The following is a 22,136-nucleotide window of genomic DNA, read 5'->3' as shown; positions in this document are numbered from 1 at the left end:
CTATTCCCCCTTACTTTCTTTTATTTCTTCTATTAATTTTGGAACTATTTCATATATATCTCCTACTATTCCATAGTGAGCTACTTTAAATATTGGTGCCTTTTCATCTTTATTTATTGCAAATATATAATCTGAATTATTCATTCCTGCAGTAAACTGTACAGCTCCTGATACTCCACAAGTTATTATAAGTTTTGGTCTTACAGTTCTACCACTTAACCCAACTTGTTTCTTAGCCTCTTCCCATCCTGCTTCTATAAGTGGTCTAGTTACAGCAACTTCACCACCTAATAAATCTGCAAGTTCCTTTATCATTTCCATATCTTTTTCTGATTTTACAGCTCTACCTGCAACTACTAATACATCTGCTTCTGATATGCTGTGTTCTTTTTCTTTCTCTACAACTTCTTTTACTTCTATATTTGAATCTAATTTTGAAGAATCTATATTACATATTGTTAATTTGCCACTAACATTTTCATTTCTTTCAGGTGCTGACATTACTTTATATCTAACTGTTGCAAGTTGAGGTCTTGAGTTTGGTGTTACTATTTGAGCCATTATATTACCACCAAAAGCTGGTCTTATTTGAACTAAATCTGTATTATCTTTTATATCTAATATTGTACAATCTGCTGTTAAACCAGTTCTACATCTTGCTGCAACTCTTGGAGCTAATGATCTACCAACTGTTGTTGCTCCTACAAGAAGCACAGCTGGTTTAACTTTCTTTATGAAATCATCAACTACTGCTGCATATGGTTCTATTCTAAAATTTTTAAGTTCTTTTTTATCATATACCATTACTTCATCTACACCATAGTGTAATAATTCCTCTGCTTTTTCTTCTATATTACTTCCTATAAATAAACAATAAACTTTTTGATTTACTTTATCTGCAAGTTCTCTTGCCTTACCTATTAACTCAAATGTAACTGGATGTATATCTCCATCTACGTGATCTACATATACAGCTATTCCATTCCATTTACTTTTATCAATTTTAACTACTTCTTCCTCTATATATTCTACTGCTCCTTTAGGACCTTTTCTAACACACATTTTACACATTTTACAGTTTGCATTTATTTCAAGTTTTCCATCTTTTTCTTCTAAAGCACCAAAAGGACAAATCTTTATAAGTTCTTCTATATTACCTACTTTATCTTGATTTATTACTAACTTTGCCATAACTTACTCCCCCTTAAATAAATTTTAATTCCTTTAATTTTTTTATCATTTTTTCACTTATTTCATCTGAACTACCTGTCCACATTTCATGATCATCATTTGATTCTGGTGGGAATATTCTTTCAACTTGAGTAGGAGATCCATTTAATCCATATTTTTTTTCGTTTTTATCTTCAAAATCTTGTAAAGATATAACTCTTATTTCTTTATCCTTAGATTTTAATTTTCTTTTATATGAAGGTAATCTTGGCTCAAATATATCTTTTTCAACTGTTATAAGACATGGATATTTAATATCAACTATTTCTATAGTATTTGGCATATCCATTTCTACTGTTATAAAATCATCATTTACTTCTAATATTCTTCTTACATTTGCAACATGAGGAATCCCAAGATATTCTGCCATTTCTGGTCCAACTTGTGCTGTATCTCCATCTGTTGTTTGTTTACCACAAATTATTAAATCAAAGTCACCACATTGTCTTATTCCTTGTGATAATGTATAAGATGTTGCAAGTACATCAGCACCTGCAAATTTTCTATCTGAAACTAAAGTTCCTTCATCAGCCCCCATTGCAAAAGCTTCTTTTATTACTTCCATAGCTTGAGGTGGTCCCATGCTTATTACTTTTATAACTCCACCTTTTTCTTCTTTTATATTTAATGCTGTTTCTAAAGCATATAAATCATATGGATTCATTTTTGTATCTATTCCATCCCTTTTTAAAACTCCTGTTTTTTCATCAACTTCAACCTTTGATGTTCCTGGTACTTGTTTAATACAAACTATAGTATTCATAAATTCCACACCTTTCTCTTTTTATTAATAACGTTTGCAAAAACGTCAAATTTTTATACTGCTCCTATATTGCATTTTACTCCTTCTTTTTCTATAACATTTTTAAGTTTTTCCATAGTTTCTTTATTTGGAGTAGTTATATCTCCTTGCATCTTATAATCTCTTCCTAAACACTCATATTTATTTACCCCTAATTTATGATAAGGTAATATGTGGATTTCAACTAAGTTACTTAAAGATTTTGAAAATCTTGCAATCTCTCTAATACTTTCTTCATCACAATTAAAATTTGGTATTATAGGAACTCTTATTATTATATTTTTGCATAAACTATCTATTAATTTTATATTTTTAAGTATTTTTTTATTACTTTGTCCAACATATTTTTTATGCTTTTCATCATTTATATTTTTTATATCTATTAATGCTAAATCAACCCAAGGAAAAACTTCATTTATTGCAGAGCTTTCTGCAAAAGCAGTTGTTTCTATTGCTGTATTTATTAAAGATTCTTTACAAGCCTTAAGTAATTCTTTTGAAAACTTAGGTTGCATTAAAGGCTCACCACCTGATAAGGTAACTCCACCACCTGAACGCCTAAATTGTACAGAATCTTTTTTTATTATTTCTAATACTTCTCCTACTGTCTTGTTTTCACCAACATTTACTAAAGCATTGGCATAACAGACATCTATGCACTTATTGCAATTAATACATCTTAATTTATCTATTCTATAAATATCATCAAATTTTATAGCATCATACTCACATACATTTTCACAGTTATGACAGCCTATACAATTTTTATTATTAAACATTAATTCCTCATATTGATGTTGAGATTCTGGATTACTACACCATAAACATCTCAATGGACATCCTTTTAAAAAAATAATTGTTCTAAGTCCAGGACCATCATTTACTGAAAATCTCTGTATATTAAATATTAATCCTCTTTCTTCGTAATTAACTATATTGCTCATATATTTATCCTTCTTAAGTAAATTTTTAATACTTATACTAATAAAATCAAAATTTATAGTTTATAACTCTAATTCAGTTCTCTTTATAATGTCATCTTGAACACCTTTATCCAGACATATAAATTGAGCACTATATCCTGCTACTCTAACTATTAAATCTCTATACTTTTCAGGATGCTTTTGTGCTTTAAGTAAAGTTTCTTTACTTATAATATTAAATTGCATATGCATTCCTTTTTTATCAAAGTAACTTCTAATTAAATTCATTAAATTTTTAAGACCATTATCTCCTTCAAGTGCTGAAGGGTTAAATTTTTGATTTAATAAAGTTCCACTTGGAGCACTAAAATGATCTAATTTTGCTACTGAATTTGCAGCTGCTGTTGGTCCATTTACATCAGTTCCTCTAGTTGGAGAAACTCCATCTGCAATTGGCTCTCCTGAATTTCTTCCATCAGGTGTTGCACCAACTAATGAACCTAAATGAACATTATTTGATACTGGATATAGTCCAGGTAAAAATTTTCCGCCACGTTGGTTATAATGTTTAAGAACTTCGTCACAATATATAAGAGAGCCTTCTCTTGTAAATTCATCAACTTCATCTATGTCATTACCAAACTTAGGTGCTCTATTTAAAAGCATTTGTCTAATATTTTCATACTTCATTTTTTCATTTGCATCTTCTAAATCTTTACCAAAATTATTATTAAGTGCTTCTTTTAAATCTTCTAAAGAAATTTTCTTTTCATCAAATACTAATTTCTTGATTGCCATAAATGAGTTACCAATATTGGCTACTCCAACACCTAAAGGTCCAGAAAAGCGATAATGACCTCCACCTTCTTGTATTGATTTTCCTAAAGGAATACAATCATCTAACATACATGACAAAAATGGAAGTGGTGCTCTTTCTCTATGAGCAATATCTACACAGTTATCAGCAGCAACCATATGGTTTACAAAAAAATGTATTTGTTTTTTATAAGCCTCTATTAAATCATCTATATTTTTAAAATCTGTAAATTCTCCAGTTTTTGAACCAACTCTCTTTCCATTTTCAAAACCATTATTAATTGAAATTTCTAAAACCTTAGCTAAGTTAAAGAATGCCGCATCATACCATCCATCTGTTTTTCCAGGCTTTTGAGGTTCAACGCATCCAACAATTCCATAATCTCTTGCATCTTCTAAAGTTAATCCTTGATTTACAAGCATAGGTATTATTACTTCATCATTATAAAATGCTGGTAATCCAGTTCCTAATCTAGCTACCTCACATGCTCTTATTAAAAATTCATCAGGTGAATTATTCCAAACTCTAACTGATAAAGAAGGTTGTGGTAACTTCAAACTTCCTGTAGCAGCCATACATAAATAAGATAATTCATTTGTTGCATCTTTGCCATCAGGAGTTTGTCCTCCAACTATCAAATTTTGGAACATTGAATATCCACTAAAAGCTTTTGTTGTAGTTTCATCACGAACCTTTGTTAAATCATTAAACTTAACCCATAAACAATGAAGTACTTCTCTATTAAAATCTTTTATATTATTTGATTTTTCCAAATCTCTTTTATAAAAAGGATTCATGTACTGGTCAAAACGAGCTGGAGAAATAGCATGACCATTTGATTCCATACTTATTATTAATTGAATAAACCAAAAAGATTGGCAAGCTTCATAAAAAGTTTCAGCTGGATATTCAGGAACCTTTTTACAAACTCTTGATATTTCTAATAATTCTTTTTTTCTATTTTCATCCTTTTCTTTACTTGCTAATTCTTTTGCAAGATTTGAATATCTATGTGCATAATCTATAGCAGCATTACAACAGATTAAAATTGAATCCCAAAACATTTTCTTATGAATATAATTAGGATCACTTTCTACAGATTTTTTAATTTGCTCTTTTACTTCTTTCATTATTCCAGCGAATCCATTTTTTAATACTTTTTCATAATCAACTGATATATGACCAAGCCCATTAAAATGATAATTTGCTACAGTAAATACATTAGCTTTCATTGCTTTTTTTGTTGATTCTGGCATATAAGAAGTAGCAAGTTCACTTACTGTTTTACCATCCCAATACTTAAATATTTCTTTTAATTCGCTTTTATTCTCTTCTGAAATTCTAAATGCATCAGAAGTTCTTTTTTCTAACTTATCAAATTCATCTACAAGCCATTTGTTAGAAAACTCAGGATAAACTTGAGCTGATCTTGGATTTTTAGTTAAACTACCAACAATAAGTTCACCATTTCTAATTGTTATAGGCATTTGTTCTAAGAGAGCTTTTAACGCCTTTGCTTTCCTTATTATTATAGGTTCATTTTCTGTTTTCTTGAAAGAATCAGTTAAAATTCTAGCTCTATCAACTTCAATTTCAGGAAAAGCAGCTAAAATTTCCTCTTTTAAAATTTCTACTCTTTTTGTAGGTTTTTCAAAACCCTTTTGTAAAATTTCCACTTGAATCTCCCCTATCTTTTAAAATAATTAATATTAATTATTTTTATATTTTATAAATTAAAATCCAAATACAGGACCAAGTAAATAAGTTATAAATCCAAATAATATTACAAATACTAAACAAAACTTAAGTGTTGAATTTAATATTTTTCCTTCTTCTCCAACAAGACCTGTAGCCGCTGTTGCAACTGCTATACTTTGAGGAGATATCATTTTTCCAGCAGTAGCTCCACAAGTATTTGCTGCTGCAAGCCAATATGGATTTAAATCCAAAGTCTTTGCAACTTCAACTTGAAGACCTCCAAATAAAACGTTTGCAGAAGTATCGCTACCTGTTACAAATGTTCCAAGTGCGCCTATTAATGGTGCAATTATTGGATAAAATCCTCCTGTTACTGCTACTAAAACTATTGACATTGATTTAATCATTCCACTGTATCCCATAACTTTTGCTAAAGCTACTATGGACATTATTGTTATGGCCGTTTTACCCATTTGTTTGCATGTTTTAAGAAGAACTAATGATATTTCTTTAAATTTTGCACCTTGAATAAATCCTCCTATATATGTAGCTATTATTATTAATGTCCCTGGAGTTGCAAGCCATAAAAATGTATAAGGTTTTGCACCGCTTCCTAGGTAAATTTTTATTGATGTTTTCACTAAAGCTAATTTTTCATTAATAAATGGAAAAAGTGATGAAGTGAAAAATATAAATAAAAACACTAAAATAAATGGAGTCCAAGCCCAAATTTTCTTTTTCATAGTTAAACTATTATTTTTATTTGCTGATTCCTTATAAAATACTTTGGCAAATAAAACTGTTAAACTCATAGAAAGAATTGAGCCTAATATAGCTGGTAATTCCGCTCCAATATACTTAGCAATTAAAACTTGTGGTAAAGCAAAAGATATTCCTGAAACTAATGAAATTCCCAAAACTCCTTTAATTGCTTTAACTGACTTTCCAGTTATCATAACTAATATAATTGGAACTACAATAATAAATAGAAATAATTGAATACTTACAGCATAGGATAATTGATTTACATTTAAATTAGCTACTTGAGCAAGAGTTGTTACTGGAAGTCCTATAGCTCCAAAAGCTGTAGGTGTTGTATTTGCTATTAAACAAATTATTGCTGCAAAAAGTGGATTAAACCCAAGCCCTGCCATTATACTAGCAGGTATAGCAACAGCAGTTCCAAAACCTGCAATAGCCTCTAAAAAACCTCCAAATCCCCATGCAAGAATTAATACCAGAATTCTTTTGTCAGTAGTTATTTCCATCATCATTTTTTTGATGATTTCCATGCTACCAGTATATAACGACAAATTATAAGTAAATACTGCAGCTATAATTACTATCATTATAGGCCAAATAGCAAGTGCTACACCTTCTAATGCTGCTGATATTGTAATATCAACTGGCATTTTCCATATAGTAATTGCAAGTATCATAGTAACAATTAAAGTTATAGGACAAATTTTATATCCTGAAACTTTAAATACTCCAAGTGCTACCATAAGCAGAATTATTGGTAATAATGCAATTAAAAATTTTAAATAAATATCCATCATTTCCTCCTTCATTATATATACTAACTAGGTGGTATGACCAATTTTTAATTTTATTGTACTCCTTTATTCTAGGTATTTCCAGTATTGTTATTTTTTTAACACTTATTATTTGTAAACGTATTAATAATGATTAAGGGAGCTACTAAATGTAACTCCCTTTAAGAATAAATTATGAACTTTAAATTTCCATTAGTTTCCTAATTATATTGTTATTTTTTTAACACTTTATATATTCTTTTATTAATTTAAAGTGATCCTTAAGTGCTGTATATGCTTTATAGTCATCTTTTTCTTCAAGTGCAAAATAAATTTTTTCATGTAATTCCAATAACTTTTCTTTATTTTCATTACTTTCTAGTATGTTTTTTCTTAAATCAGTTATAAACTTATCCATTAATTGTGATACTACATTCAAAAGATTAGTTATAAGCTGATTATTTGCAGCTCTTACTATAGTGTAGTGAAATTCTTTATCTATAATTACATTATTTGATTCTATATCACTTTCTTTAAACATTTTTATTAAATTCTTTAATTTTTCAAGATCTTCTTTGCTTATTCTTTTAGCTGATAACATTATAGTTGAAAGTTCTAAAACTTCTCTAAGCTCATATATATCCATAGCTGATCCTTGTTTTAACATAAACATCATTGATAATGGTTCTAAAAGTATTTTACTAAAATCTTTTCTTATATAATTTCCTGCCCCTTGCTTACATTCTACTAAACCTATTACTTCAAGAGATCTTATGGCTTCTCTTATAGATGCTCTACTTACATTTAATTCTTCTGCCATAGCTCTTTCAGTTGGTAATTTTTCACCCATTTTAAGTTCACCATTTTCAACCATATTTTTTATACGTTCTACTACTTCTTCATAAACTTTTGTACTCTTTGATGAAACATCCACACCTACTCATCTCCTTGTATTTTATATACTTTAATCCCCATATATATTATAAAATAATATATTATAATTAGCATTACTTTCCTTATTAATATAATTTATTTTTACTTTAAAATAAAAAGGATTTAATAATATTAAATCAATTACAATACTATTTTTTATTTTGTTATATATCATCTTCCTTTAGAAATTATATTTCCTAAATAAATATTATTTGATCTTTTACTTAAATACTTATATACTCTTTTCATTTCTTCTAATGAAATAATATTTTTGTTTATTTTTATATTCTGGAAAATATATTTATATATGAATTTTTATATTATTTTCCCTATTAGAAAGATAATATATAATTTATTCTACTTATTTACTTATATCTATTATAAATAAAAAAAAGCTTGCAAACTCTGCAAGCTAAAATTTAATTTCTAATAATTATATATGATAAATATCCTACATATAAAAGAACTAAAAATGTTCCTTCTATTCTATTTAGCCTTTTTATACTTTCTTTATTATTTATAAATATAATAACTCCAATCACTAAAGTTACTATTATTAAAAATAATAAGTCTATAGATAAATTTCCTAATGCAACTATTGGATTTATAGTGGAAGATAATCCTAATATTAATAGTATATTAAATATATTAGATCCTAACACATTTCCTATTGCTATTTCCGTTTCTCCTTTAAGAGCTGCAACTATTGATGTTACAAGTTCAGGAAGAGATGTTCCAACAGCAACAATAGTAAGTCCAACTAGCTTTTCACTCATACCTATTGAATATGCAATTTGAGTTGCTGAGTCAACAACTACTTTTCCTCCTATAACTATAGCCAATATACCGACAACAACTTTTATAACATTAGGTAAAGTTTTAATACTTTTTGAAACTTCCAAATCATCAGAAGATATTTTTCCTTTTCTTGCACTAAATATTAAAACAATTGTATATATTACTGCACATATCAATAAAATTATCCCATCTAACCTTGTTATAACTCCATCTTTTCCATTAAATGATATTCCAAAACAAACAAAATATAGTACTAATATTACTATAATATTTATAAAAAAATCTCTTTTTATAATATTTTTCTTTATTACCAGCGTACTAGCAATAGCAGTCCCACCCAAAACTACTAATGTATTAAATATATTAGATCCTAGTATATTACCAATTGCTATACCATTATTTCCTTGAAATGCTGATATAGAACTAACAGCAAGTTCAGGTGCACTTGTTCCAAGTGATACTATTGTAAGACCAACTATAACAGATGGTATCCCAATCTTTTTGGCTATGCTAGATGCTCCATCAACAAATACATCTGCTCCTTTAATTAAAAGTATAAAGCCTATTATTAATAACACCACATATATAAAATTTGTCATATCAAAATTCCCTTTCTATAAAAACCTTATTTAACAAAACTATTTATTTTTTTTACTAGAACTTTTATTTTCTTCTGTTCTTCTTCATCATCTAACCCTAAACAATTTATTGCATAATTTTCTATAATAAGTCCACCTACATTATTTATTGCAGATCTTATAGCTGCTATTTGAACAAGAACATCTCCACAACAAGCATTCTTTTCCATCATACCTTGTATCCCCTTAACTTGCCCTTCGATTCTTCTTAACCTATTCATTATATCTTTTCTAAGCTTCTCATTATGCTCATCAAATGTTAACATATCATTATCCATACGTGTCCTCCTTATACCTCCCTATGGTATTTATTCCTATTATAATATAATACATTATTTTTCTATTTTTTGAAAGTCATTAATATTGTACACTTTTCCTTTACAAAATATTATGCTACTATTAAACTTATTTGTAGCAGTATATTTTTAGGAGGAAAAAATGAGTATAGTTATTGTTAAAAATATGAATCATGGCTTTGGAGACAGAGCTATATTTGAAGATGTTTCTTTTAGATTATTAAAAGGTGAACATGTTGGACTTATTGGCGCAAATGGTGAAGGTAAGTCTACTTTTATGAATATAATTACTGGTAAATTAATGCCAGATGAAGGTCAAGTTATTTGGTCTAATAATGTTAGAGTTGGTTATATGGACCAACATGCAGCATTAAAAAAAGGTACATCTATAAGAGATGCACTAAGAGATGCATTTAGATATTTATTTGATTTAGAAACTGAAATGAATTCTTTATATGAAAAAATGGGTGAAGTTTCAGAAGATGAACTTAATAAAATGCTTGAAAGAACTGCAACAATTCAAGATATGCTTGATAACAATGGTTTTTATATGATAGATGCTAAAGTTGATGAAGTTGCTAAAGGTCTTGGTCTTTTAGATTTAGGTCTTGATAAAGATGTTGATGATTTATCAGGTGGACAAAGAACTAAAATACTTTTAGGTAAATTACTTCTTCAAAATCCTGATATATTACTTTTAGATGAGCCTACTAACTATTTAGATGAAGAACATATATTATGGCTTAAAAGATACTTACAAAATTATGAAAATGCATTTATACTTATATCTCATGATATTCCTTTCTTAAATGATGTTGTAAACTTAATATATCATGTTGAAGAAAGAAAACTTACAAGATATGTTGGAGATTACTACGAATTTAAGAGAATATATGATGAAAATAAAAAACGTCTTGAAATAGCTTATGAAAAACAACAAAAAGAAATTGCAAGACTTGAAGATTTTGTTGCTAGAAATAAAGCTAATGTTGCAACAACTGGAATGGCTAAATCTAGACAAAAGAAATTAGATAAAATGGAAAGAATAGAACTTACTAAAGAAAAACCAAAACCTGAATTTAATTTTAAATATGGAAAAACTTCTGGGAAAATTATATTTGAAACTGAGGATTTAGTTATTGGTTATGACAAACCTCTTACAAAACCACTTAACTTACATATGGAAAGAGGCCAAAAGATAGCTTTAGTTGGGGCAAATGGTCTTGGTAAATCTACTCTTTTAAAAAGTTTACTTGGTAAAGTTAAGCCTTTAAGTGGTAAAGTTCATTTGGGAGATTATCAACAAATAGGATACTTTGAACAAGAAGATAGAGAAGATAATAATAATACTTGTATTGAGGAGGTTTGGGAAGAATTCCCAAGTAAAACTCAATATGAAATAAGATCGGCTCTTGCAAAATGTGGTCTTACAACAAAACAACTTGAATCTAAAATTAGAGTTTTATCTGGTGGTGAAGCTGCAAAAGTTAGACTTTGTAAAATATTAAATACTGATACAAATATTTTAATATTTGACGAACCTACAAACCACTTAGATGTTGATGCAAAAGATGAACTTAAAAGAGCATTAAAAGAATATAAAGGAACAATTCTTTTAGTATCTCACGAACCTGAGTTTTATAGAGATATAGTTACAGAAGTTTGGAACTGTGAAGATTGGACTACTAAAATAATATAGAGATTAAGAGTTAGCTAAAATTTAGCTAACTCTTTTTTATAAATTTAAATTATTAAACTTTTTGGATACAACTTTATATGAAATAATAGATAATATAATTAAAATTATTATTAAACTTAAAGCAATAATATTTAAATTATTTACAATAAATAGTATATTTCCTTCTATGTCACTTGATACAATATTCCCCATTAAAAATATGGATATTAAAACTGAAAATAACCTAATATAAAAATTTATATTACTATTTGGAAATAGTAAAGCTGAAAATAAATTAGTCAATGCAACTATATAAAATATTATGAATGAAAATATCATGATATACATGTTACTTAAAAAACTTATATTTAATATATTATTTACTATTACTTGGATTAACAAAACAGGTATATAGTATATAAAAAAAATATATATAGTTGTTTTAATTTTACCAAGTACAATTTCTTCCGCTTTTATTGGTAATGATTTTAAAAGCTTGTTTATATTGTTCCCAGAAGTTTTCGCTATTATAAAACTTATACTTAATAAAGAAAAAGAAAAAGAAAAAACTATAGTCATAATAGCATGCAAATTAACATATAAATCATTTTCTCTATTTTTTATAATTAAAGCTATTAAAAATATTAAAAATAAAATATAAACTATATATATTTTAGTCTGTATTTTTATATCTTTTAAAACTAAATTATTCATTATTAAACATCCCTTCTTTTAAAAATAAATATTGAAATTATTGAAGATATTAAAAATACTATTATACTAAAAATTAAAAATTTAAAATTATTTATAAATAAGATTGTTTTAACTTGCATTTCCATTAAGAATATTACTGTAATCACCGAAAATGCCACATTAAAAAATTTTGTATATTTATAATTTATATTTATAAAAACTGGAAGTATAATTGAAGCATACAAAAATTGTATTGAAAGGGTTGTAATTATATTTGAAAAACATGTAAACATAGTTCTATTAAAAATAAAATTTAAAAATAATGATATTATAAGAAAAAGTATATTAGTTAATATAATATAAATAATAGAACTTAAATATTTTGATAAAATATATTCCTCTTTTTTAATTGGTAAAGAATTCAAATAAATATTGAATTTATTTCTTTTTTCTATTTCAATTGAAACTATTATGAAATAAAAAGTAAAAAATATAGCCATAAACTGAATATTATTTATAGAATTACTTAAAGTAAAACTGCATAAAATTACAATAATACTTATAACTAAGCTTTTTATATAGTTCTTTTGAATTAAAAACTCTATCCTTAATAATTCACTCATAAATTACACCTCTTTATGTTTAGAATAATAAACTATTATATCGTCTAAATTAGCCTTTTCTAAAATAACTTTATCCCCTAATTCTTTTACCCATATCTTAGTATCTGTTAAAGCTTCAAAATTATATTTATTTCTCTTAACTCCTATAAACTTACTTTCTATACTTTTATCTAATATATCTAAAGGCCCTTTAACTAAGAAATGATTATCCAAAAGAGTATCTTTTTCTATAGAAAATTGTAATTTTCCATCATTTATAAATGTTATATAATCAGCTAATTTTTCTAAATCATTAGTTATATGAGTAGAATATAATATTGAAATTTCTTCTTCTCCAATAAGATTAAATAAAATATCTAAAAGTTCACTTCTAAATACAGGATCAAGTCCTGATGTTGGTTCATCTAATATTAAAAGTTCTGCACTATGTGAAAGTGCAATAGCTAAAGAAAATCTCATCTTTTGCCCCTTTGATAATTCTTTCAGCTTCTTTTTACTATTTAAATTAAATATTTTTATATAATTTTTATATTTTTCCTCATTCCATTTTGAATAAAATGATGATATTATTTTTTTATTTTCTTCTAAAGAAAATTCTTCAAAAGCATAACAATCATCATAAACAAAACCTATCTTATCCTTTATAAAAATCTCATTATCTTTAATATTTTTATTAAATACTTTTATATCTCCAGAATTCACCTTTAAAAGTCCCATTATAGATTTAATTAATGTTGTTTTACCTGCTCCATTTGGTCCAATTAATCCCATTACCATTCCTTTTGGTAGATTAAAGGTTATATCTTTTAACGAAAAATATTTGTAATTTTTAATGACATTTTTTAATTCTAATATATTATCATAATTTTCCATAACAACTCTCCTTAAATTTCTTTTAATGTTTTAAGCATTTCTATTAATTCATCAAATTCTAACCCTATGCTATTTGAAATATTAATTGCTTCAATAAATTTACCTTCAATTTCTTTAAGCTTTTCCTCTTTTAAAAGTTCTCTATTTTGCTCTGCAACATAAGACCCTTTTCCTTTAATCGTGTAGATATATCCATCTCTTTCAAGTTCCTCATAAGCTCTTTTTGTGGTAATAACACTAACTCTGAGTTCTGCTGCTAAACTTCTTATTGATGGAAGTAATTCATTTTCTTTTAAATTTCCTGATATTATTTCATTTTTAATCTCTTTTGCTATTTGTTCATATATTGGTATTCCTAAAGTATTCGAAATTATTATGTTCAAAATTTCACCCCTCTTTGTATATACTGTATATACTCTTTATGTACAGTATATACACACTGAATAATTTTGTCAATTATTTTTACAAACTTTCAGTCTTATATTACAGCATTATATTAAATGAATAAATTCTACACACTTCTTGCATTCATCTTGAAATATATTGCTATGTTAACAGGTAAATCAAATAGCAACCTTTTCAAAAATGAATTTAGATTATATATAACTTGCATTTATACCGATTTTATTATAAACTACATTTAGGTTTTAAATATTAACATTTAAAATTTATTAGCAATAAGCAATTTAATTTTTACACAAAGGAGGAAATTATATGGAAGTTAAATTCGATATATTTCAAACTATGGCATTAGCTACACTTGTATTTTATATGGGGCAATATTTAAAAAATAAAATATCAGTGTTATCAAAGTATTGTATTCCTGCACCAGTTATAGGTGGACTTATTTTTTCCATCGTGGTTCTTATTTTTAAAATTGCAAATATAGCAACTATCTCTTTAGACACTACACTTCAAGGTGTTTTTATGACAGCGTTTTTTACTAGTGTAGGTTTTACAGCAAGCCTTAAAATATTAAAAAAAGGTGGTATTAGTGTTATTATATTTTTATTAGTTGCTACCATTTTAATATTTTGCCAAGATATATTAGGTATATCTTTAGCAAAATTCTTTCATTTAAATCCATTAATAGGACTTTGTACAGCTTCAATTCCAATGGTTGGTGGGCATGGAACTGCTGGATCATTTGGTCCACTTTTAGAACAAATGGGTATTTCAGGAGCAACTACAATATCTTTTGCTGCTGCTACTTTTGGATTAGTTATGGGAAGTTTAATAGGAGGAATAGTTGCAAAAAACTTAATAGAACGTAAAAGTTTAAAAACTCCTAAGCTATCTAATAATAAATTTATACCAGTTAGTGATTTTCATGAAGATAACAAAGCTATTCTTTGCAATATTAAAATTATGAAAGGTGTTTCTTTAATTTTTATTGCAATGGGACTAGGTTCCATAATTTCTATCTTAATTCAAAATATAGGACTTACATTCCCATCATATATTGGTGCTATGCTTGCGGCTGCAATAATTAGAAATATTTATGATTTTAAAAATATAAATATTGAAGAAAAAGAAATTGAAGTAATAGGTGGAATTAGTCTTTCATTCTTTTTATCAATGGCTCTTATGAGCTTAAAATTATGGGAGCTTTTTGACTTAGCTATACCTATGATTGTAATGCTTATTGGACAAACTATACTAATGGGATTATTCGCTTATTTTATAACATTTAATATAATGGGAAAAGATTATGATGCAGCTGTATTTGCATCAGCAAATTGCGGATTTGGAATGGGTGCGACTCCAAATGCTGTCGCAAATATGGATGCATTAACAAATAAATTTGGCTTTGCAAAAACTCCATATATTACTGTTCCTATAGTAGGATGTCTATTTATAGACTTTGTTAATTCTGCTATTATTACATTATTTATAAATATAATAAATTAGTTAATATTTAATTTATAAAAAAAGTCTATGTGAACTATTCACATAGACTTTTTCAAAATTAATATTATTTATTTATTTTTCCGTTAGTAAATGAATTTACTATTATATATCTACTATCTCCTACATTCATATACTCTATTTTAACCTTATCTCCAACACTACTTAAAGCTACTTCTCTTGCTGTTTCTGTTGATACTGAATATATATTATCTGATCCTTTAAGCTTAATATCATATATACTAGCTCCTTCTTTTATAACAAGACCTATTCTCTCTATTTCTCCCTCAATAACTTTGGCACTATTGCTTCCTTCTAAAGAAATATTTGTATTAGTTAAAACCTCCAAATATTTATTTAATGTTGCTTGAAGAGAATCCCCAACAGCTACAGTATTGTAATTTTTAACATTAACCATAGCATAATTTTTAACTAATCCATTTGCATCTTTTAATGTCATAAAATAAGTTGGTTCATTTTGAATATTTATTAAATAAGGGAATGTTGCTGTATATTTATATTGTTGAACTTTTCCTTCTGCTGATTTCATTGCAGCAGTTTCAGTTGCACCAGATGTTTTGTACATAGTTGTTTTTCCTGTTCTTGTATTAGTTAAAGTAAATCCAACTAATCCTTCATCATTTCCAACAGAAGTTATTCCAGTATAATAATAGCATTCATTTTTATTGTAAATAAGATTCATTCCATCTGTTGATACTAATTTATCTTTATCACTAAAGTTAAATACTCCATGAACTAAAGTACCCCATTTATCAATATAATTTTTAATAAATCTATCAGGCTGTATTCTATCAACCCATTTAGGCATATTATCTATATCATAAACTTTTGATTCTCCAGTTTGTGCATCTATTATTAACGCACCTGTTGCTTTAGATTCTGTTATTCCAATTGCATTATCATATCTAGTTATTACCCAATATGGCCTTCCATTATCATCTAATTCAAAAGTATAGTCTGTATGTGCCTTTTTCATATCTCTTAAAAAAGCTGCTCTATCTAAATCTGAGAAAAGATATGCTGATTCTAAATATTTTATTTTAAGTGGTTTCCCATCAAGTTCTGTTACAAGTTGTACATCATTTTGATTAGTAGCACTTACTTTTACATATCCTGCTGTTCCTTCCATATTTGATATCCATTTAAAAAGTGATGAATGCTCAAGAGGAGCTACATAATAAAGATCTCCATTAATACTTTGAAGAGTTAAATCACCTACATAAACTTGACTACCAAGACTTGGTATTTCACCAAGTTTTTTATCTGCAAGCTTATCTGCAAGTTCTTTATCTATCGTAGGAAGTTGTTTTAAATCTATATGTTCTATTTGACTTGAAAACTCAACAGAATCTACTTTACCTAATAAATCTCTATGAGCTTTATAACTTATAAGAGGACTATAAAATATCATAAGTCCTATATATATTAAAAGTACAATAACTCCTGACATAATATATTTTTTATTAAAATGAGTAACTCCATATATTATGCTACAAGCTATAAATGGTAATATTAAAACAAAAAAGCTTAATGATAAATCCAGAATTAATTTACTTTGAAATAATAATATTGCTCCTAATACCAAATAGGCAACTAAAAGCCATTTTAGAAATTGAGTGAATTTAGCATTTTTATTTTTAATATTTTCCGTGAAATTATTTTTTGCATTTTTCATTTTAGATATATTTGAAAATATATCTTCAAAATCTCCTCTACCATTCATGGTATCTTCCCCCTTTTATTATATTGTTAGTATTATATCATAATGTAATATCAAATACCATATATAATTTTATTTTATTCATATTATTTTTAAAAATTATTAAAAATAGGAGTTATGTTATCTAAACGATAACATAACTCCTATTTAAAATTTTCTATCCTTATTATATTTTTTATTTTTATAGTAGGTTTTAGTTCATATATACAATCTATTGCATCAATTATTTGAATTTCTTTACATTTACTGGTAACTATTACAATACTCATATTACTATTATCTATTAAAGTATTTTCTATATATTCTATATTTACATCATAATCTCCTAAAATAGATGTTATATCTCCTATAATTCCTGGTTTATTATTAATATTTATCCTTATATAATATTTAGTATATGCCCCCTCTATATCCTTAAATTTAATTTTTTTATATTGTTTATCTATACACCCTATGTTAAAGTTTTTAATACTGTCTTTAATTAAATTTGCTTTCACCTTATAATTTCCAATATCATTAGAAATCATAAAATTTCCATAATCTCCACTTTTAATTATTATTCCTATTTCATCTTTTAATATGTTAACTAATTTATTCTTTATAGGCATCATTACAGGGTGAACTCTAGCTTCTAATTGATCATCTTTAATTTTTAATATACTTAAAAGTTTTATTGCCATATTAAATTTATTTGCATATTCTATATCCACTTTATTTATATTTTCTATACCTTCAACATATATTTTTTCATCTGGTATATCAAAATTTACTATATTCGATGCAATAACTCTTAATTTATTTTTTGATTTTTCTCCTTCAATACAATTTATTAAATCAATTTTATTATAATTACTTTTATAAACATTTATTGCATCTTTTAAATCTATTTTTTTATTTTCCATTATATTTATTATATTGTTTGATACATTATCTAAAATCCCCCAAATACTAGTTATATTATCTTTATTAATATTTAATATATCAATTAACGAATCCGTACTATATTTTATAGTAACATTTAATTTTTCTGCTGATTTTTTCAATAATTTATAATCTTTAAACTTTATGCTATCTTCTAAAAAAATTAAATGTTTTCCCTTTCCCATACACTTTATAAAGTTATCTAATTTCAAATTATTATTGTTTAAATTAACTATTAATTTTATTTCCTCATCATTTATTATTTCATTAATATTTTCAACTAAAGTATTTCTTAATAAATTACTATCATAATCACTTAAATTATTTATATTTTCAACTAAAACCTTTGATATATTTAAATTTTCATCATTTAAAATTTCTTTTGTAATGTTATTAAAACCTATTATTGCAATTTTACTCCACATAAATATCTCCCCTTAATTTAAATTCAACTCCCTTACAAACTATTATATATTCTTATGTAATTTTTTTCCATATTTATATATAAAAAAAGCTTAGTTTTTTATTTTAAAAACTAAGCTTAATATTTTAATTTAAAACTCTTCTTGCTCTTCCTATATGACTCCATGGAACATTTGCTATTTTAACATAATCATGTGATTTAGGTGCTTCAATCCACTTACCATTTCCTATATACATACCAACGTGTTGAAGACTTCCATAAAATAATAAATCACCAGGTCTAACATCATTTAATGATACTTCTCTACCAGCATTTATTTGTGAATATGTTGATCCACCAATATTTATACCAATTTGTCTGAATCCCCAATATAATAATCCTGAACAGTCAAATGCTCTGTATCCATTATTTATATATTTAGAAGGTATATCATACTTTCCAGCTGCTGCCGCATCTGGATACATATTTTTAAACATTCTTAAACTATCATGTGTTATTATTTCACCTTTTCCTCCCCATATATAAGGAGAACCTATTTGTTGCTTTAATATATTAAATACAGTTTCAAAAGATGCTGATGTAGAACTTCCATTATTCGCCTCATCTTTATCAATTATTTTTATATAGTCTGAACTTGCATATCCAATTTTTCCATTTGCATTTACTTTATACCAATTTCCACTTCTTGATGTAATTTTCAAAGTTTCTCCTGGGTATAAGTAACCAACAACTGAACTACTTGTACTTGCCGCACTTCTAAGTCTTAAGTTTGTTGATACATTTACTACTTTTCCATATTCACCTGAGACTTCACTACTACCACTATTACTTGAATTATTATCTCCATTTGAACTTCCAACTATTTTTACATAATCTTCATGAACATATCCAGTTGTTCCATTATGCTTTATCTTATACCATGAACCACTCTTTCCTAATATATCAAAAGTTTGTCCTTCTAAAAGATAAGCAACGACTGAACTACTTGTACTTGGTGCATTTCTAACTCTTAAATTAGAAGAAACATTTACAACTTTTCCTCTTTTGCCAGATACTCCATTATCATTGCTATTATTATTTGATGAATTATCTTCACCTTGTCCTAATACTTTTACATAATCACTATGAATATATCCACTAGTTCCTCTTGTATTTATTTTATACCATGCACCACTTTTTCCTGTAATATTAAACTTATCTCCATTAGATAAATATCCAATAACAGAAGTGTTAGTTCCTGCACCACTTCTTATTCTAAGACTTGATGATACATTAACTACTTGTCCTACTTTTCCGCCTAAAGATTCATCACTTCCACTGTTACTAGAACCTCCATTATTTCCTGATACTTTTGTTACATAATCTTGATGAACATATCCAGTTGTTCCGTTATGTTTTATTTTGTACCATGAACCACTTTTTCCTAATATATCAAATGTGTTTCCTTCATATAAATATCCAACTATTGAATGATTAGTTCCTGCACCACTTCTTATTCTAAGACTTGATGATACATTAACTACCTTTCCTTTTCCTGACTCTGATGATTCAGAACTTGATCCATTTGATCCTTCTTTTATATAATCTCCATGTGCATAAGCTTTTTCTCCTCTAAAATCTATTTCATACCATGCACCAACTTTTTTAATTATATTTACTTTTTCTCCATTACGTAAATATCCTAATATATTTGAGCTTGTATTTGGCTTAGATCTTACTCTAAGATTAGTTTCAACATTTACAACATGTCCAACTTTATGTTCATCTGCATGAGCTGTAACACCATCATGAAGCAAAATAGTTCCAGTAGTTGCTGAAGTCGCAAGCATTAATGCTACAATTTTTTTCTTATCCATTATATCACTCCCATATAACCAAAGTATAACACCATATAATTCAATTCTACTTTATTTTAACATATTTTTAAAGAAAATTTTATGATTTTTTCCATTTTAAAACATTTTGTTAACTTATTAATTAAATACACTTATACTTTTTTATTTAAAACATCATTGGCAATGTACTACAACAAACGCTCCCACCTAATTTGGCTATTTCATCATATTCACAAAATATTACTTTATATCCTATTTTTCTTAACACTCTTGTAACTTCTGTATCCGTAGCTATTATTCTTTTTTTATCTAAAACTACAAAGTTAGGACCTAAATTATCTGCGCTTTCATTTGAAATATTATATACATTTTTTACTCTGCTTTTCACTTCATCCATATCGTATACATAATCACTTACTATTACTGATTTTCTATCTATTGCATTAAATACACAATCTAAATGAAGATTATTTTCACAATCAAATCTTATTGGAACAATTTCGTATTTTAATTTTTTTTCATCTACATAATCTCTAAGTTCATATACTGCATCTTCTGTAGTTCTTTGACTTATTCCAACAAAAACTACATTGCCACATATAACTACATCCCCTCCTTCAATATTATTTTCAAAAATATAATAGTTTATTTTTTTTCTTTCTACATAACTTATTAATTTTTTAGTTTCATTTTTTCTAGATGCATTTCTTAAATTACATATAAACATAATATTATCTAAAGAAAATCCTAAATCTCTAGTAAAAAGCTCACTAGTACATTTTTCTGTATTTAAAAATTTAAATTTAATATTTTCTTCAGTTAATATATTAATCAAATTATTATAATTATCTAACGCTCTTTCCTTACTAAAGTTATTTTTATGTCTATTATTTTTATCTATATCTATAAAACTTGGATATCTCATTAAAATATAATCTATTTCTCTCATTTTTACCTTCCTTTTCCGTCTATTGTTACTAATTATTTTTTCAAAAACAAAATAATTTGTCAATATCTTTTATTTCTAAATAAGTATTCCCTATCATCCCATGTTTACTATGACTATCAAATAATTTATGAAAATCTGATCCTGCAGTATAAATATATCTATTTTCTTTTGCTAACTTTATAAAATATTCTGTATCATAACTACTATTTCTAGAATGTATTGCTTCTATTCCATCAAAGTCAAAATTTAAAATTTCATTTAATATTTTTTTATCTAAACATACTGGATGAGCTAATATAACTTTACCATTAAATTTTTTCAAAAATTTTATACCACAACCCAAAGAAATTTTTTTCTTTTCCTTAGAACAAGTTTCTTCTCTTAAAATGTTATTTTTAAACTCCTTTATCTTTCCAAGACTTAAGAGTCTAAGTCCATTTAAAAAATCTTTATTTTTATATATTTTAGAATTAAAGTATCCTAATATATGAACTTTCTTCCCTTTATATCTAGTAGATAATTCTATAGCCGGAATAACTTTTATATTTATTTTTTTACCTTCTTTAATTGCTTCTTCCACTCCACCTACTGTATTATGGTCTGCTATTGATATAACATCTAATCCAACTCTTTTTGCTAATATAACTATTTCTCTTGGAGATAATTCTCCATCTGAGTAATTAGAATGTATATGAAAATCTCCTTTCAAAATAAATCCCCTCGATTAAATTACATATACAACTAATTTATTCATCTATATATAAAATTGTACATAGAAAAAAGCCATAAAGAAACATATTCCTTATAGCTTTTTTGTTAAT

19 protein-coding genes are annotated in these 22,136 nt (G+C 26.3%); 2 read left to right on the top strand and 17 right to left on the bottom strand.

Going from position 1 to position 22,136, the window contains the following annotated elements:
- The 8 genes from O212_RS0114440 to O212_RS0114400 all read right to left on the bottom strand — a co-directional run bounded on the left by O212_RS0114440 (position 1) and on the right by O212_RS0114400 (position 9,652).
- Complete coding sequence (locus O212_RS0114440) at positions 1–1,191, bottom strand: electron transfer flavoprotein subunit alpha (protein ID WP_024615807.1); 1,191 nt, start codon at positions 1,189–1,191, stop codon at positions 1–3.
- Between the two features lie 13 nt (positions 1,192–1,204).
- Entirely contained in the window at positions 1,205–1,993 is a 789-nt protein-coding gene (locus O212_RS0114435) for an electron transfer flavoprotein subunit beta/FixA family protein (protein WP_024615806.1), read from the bottom strand.
- Positions 1,994–2,046: 53 nt separating this feature from the next.
- A complete protein-coding gene (locus O212_RS0114430; protein ID WP_024615805.1) occupies positions 2,047–2,976 on the bottom strand; it encodes a glycyl-radical enzyme activating protein in 930 nt (309 codons plus the stop codon).
- Positions 2,977–3,036: 60 nt separating this feature from the next.
- A complete protein-coding gene (locus O212_RS0114425) occupies positions 3,037–5,448 on the bottom strand; it encodes a glycyl radical protein (RefSeq protein WP_024615804.1) in 2,412 nt (803 codons plus the stop codon).
- Positions 5,449–5,505: 57 nt separating this feature from the next.
- Positions 5,506–7,026, bottom strand: coding sequence for an L-lactate permease (locus tag O212_RS0114420; RefSeq protein WP_024615803.1), 1,521 nt, complete (start codon positions 7,024–7,026; stop codon positions 5,506–5,508).
- A 220-nt stretch (positions 7,027–7,246) separates the two neighbouring features.
- Positions 7,247–7,939: a FadR/GntR family transcriptional regulator gene (locus O212_RS0114415; protein ID WP_024615802.1), complete on the bottom strand. Its 693-nt coding sequence runs from the start codon at positions 7,937–7,939 to the stop codon at positions 7,247–7,249.
- A 418-nt stretch (positions 7,940–8,357) separates the two neighbouring features.
- A complete protein-coding gene (locus O212_RS0114405; RefSeq protein ID WP_024615801.1) occupies positions 8,358–9,335 on the bottom strand; it encodes a calcium/sodium antiporter in 978 nt (325 codons plus the stop codon).
- A 26-nt stretch (positions 9,336–9,361) separates the two neighbouring features.
- Positions 9,362–9,652 carry a metal-sensitive transcriptional regulator gene (locus tag O212_RS0114400; protein ID WP_024615800.1) on the bottom strand — a complete coding sequence of 97 codons (291 nt, stop codon included), beginning with the start codon at positions 9,650–9,652 and terminating at the stop codon, positions 9,362–9,364.
- A gap of 160 nt (positions 9,653–9,812) precedes the next feature.
- Here O212_RS0114400 and O212_RS0114395 point away from each other — a divergent pair, with 160 nt between their 5' ends.
- Positions 9,813–11,369 (top strand): ABC-F family ATP-binding cassette domain-containing protein, encoded by a 1,557-nt coding sequence (locus O212_RS0114395; RefSeq protein WP_024615799.1) that lies wholly within the window; start codon positions 9,813–9,815, stop codon positions 11,367–11,369.
- Between the two features lie 36 nt (positions 11,370–11,405).
- Here the strand turns inward: O212_RS0114395 and O212_RS0114390 are convergent, their stop codons facing one another.
- From O212_RS0114390 to O212_RS0114375, 4 genes are read right to left on the bottom strand one after another with little or no spacing between them, the layout of a single operon-like run.
- Complete coding sequence (locus tag O212_RS0114390) at positions 11,406–12,062, bottom strand: ABC-2 transporter permease (protein WP_024615798.1); 657 nt, start codon at positions 12,060–12,062, stop codon at positions 11,406–11,408.
- Positions 12,063–12,064: 2 nt separating this feature from the next.
- A complete protein-coding gene (locus tag O212_RS0114385) occupies positions 12,065–12,664 on the bottom strand; it encodes an ABC-2 transporter permease (RefSeq protein ID WP_024615797.1) in 600 nt (199 codons plus the stop codon).
- 3 nt (positions 12,665–12,667) lie between these two features.
- The gene (locus O212_RS0114380) at positions 12,668–13,537 is read right to left on the bottom strand and encodes an ABC transporter ATP-binding protein (protein ID WP_035279617.1); all 870 of its coding nucleotides are present in this window, start codon (positions 13,535–13,537) and stop codon (positions 12,668–12,670) included.
- 11 nt (positions 13,538–13,548) lie between these two features.
- Entirely contained in the window at positions 13,549–13,920 is a 372-nt protein-coding gene (locus O212_RS0114375) for a GntR family transcriptional regulator (RefSeq protein ID WP_024615795.1), read from the bottom strand.
- 331 nt (positions 13,921–14,251) lie between these two features.
- On the opposite strand from O212_RS0114375, the gene gltS reads away from it, so the two are divergent.
- Positions 14,252–15,448: a sodium/glutamate symporter gene (gene gltS / locus O212_RS0114370; RefSeq protein WP_024615794.1), complete on the top strand. Its 1,197-nt coding sequence runs from the start codon at positions 14,252–14,254 to the stop codon at positions 15,446–15,448.
- Between the two features lie 64 nt (positions 15,449–15,512).
- On the opposite strand, the gene O212_RS0114365 is transcribed toward gltS, so the two are convergent.
- The 5 genes from O212_RS0114365 to O212_RS0114345 all read right to left on the bottom strand — a co-directional run bounded on the left by O212_RS0114365 (position 15,513) and on the right by O212_RS0114345 (position 22,024).
- On the bottom strand, positions 15,513–17,141 hold the full coding sequence (locus O212_RS0114365; protein ID WP_051373023.1) for a cell shape-determining protein: 1,629 nt from the start codon (positions 17,139–17,141) through the stop codon (positions 15,513–15,515).
- Positions 17,142–17,329: 188 nt separating this feature from the next.
- Positions 17,330–18,532: a hypothetical protein gene (locus O212_RS0114360; protein ID WP_024615792.1), complete on the bottom strand. Its 1,203-nt coding sequence runs from the start codon at positions 18,530–18,532 to the stop codon at positions 17,330–17,332.
- 124 nt (positions 18,533–18,656) lie between these two features.
- The gene (locus O212_RS0114355) at positions 18,657–20,387 is read right to left on the bottom strand and encodes an SH3 domain-containing protein (protein ID WP_024615791.1); all 1,731 of its coding nucleotides are present in this window, start codon (positions 20,385–20,387) and stop codon (positions 18,657–18,659) included.
- Positions 20,388–20,532: 145 nt separating this feature from the next.
- A complete protein-coding gene (locus O212_RS0114350) occupies positions 20,533–21,315 on the bottom strand; it encodes an arginine deiminase family protein (RefSeq protein WP_051373022.1) in 783 nt (260 codons plus the stop codon).
- A 40-nt stretch (positions 21,316–21,355) separates the two neighbouring features.
- On the bottom strand, positions 21,356–22,024 hold the full coding sequence (locus O212_RS0114345; RefSeq protein WP_024615790.1) for a PHP domain-containing protein: 669 nt from the start codon (positions 22,022–22,024) through the stop codon (positions 21,356–21,358).
- Positions 22,025–22,136: the final 112 nt, after the last annotated feature.

This window comes from Clostridium sp. Ade.TY, assembly GCF_000498355.1.
In the GTDB taxonomy this organism is placed as follows: domain Bacteria; phylum Bacillota; class Clostridia; order Clostridiales; family Clostridiaceae; genus Clostridium.
This window is presented reverse-complemented; position numbering and strand designations above follow the sequence as displayed.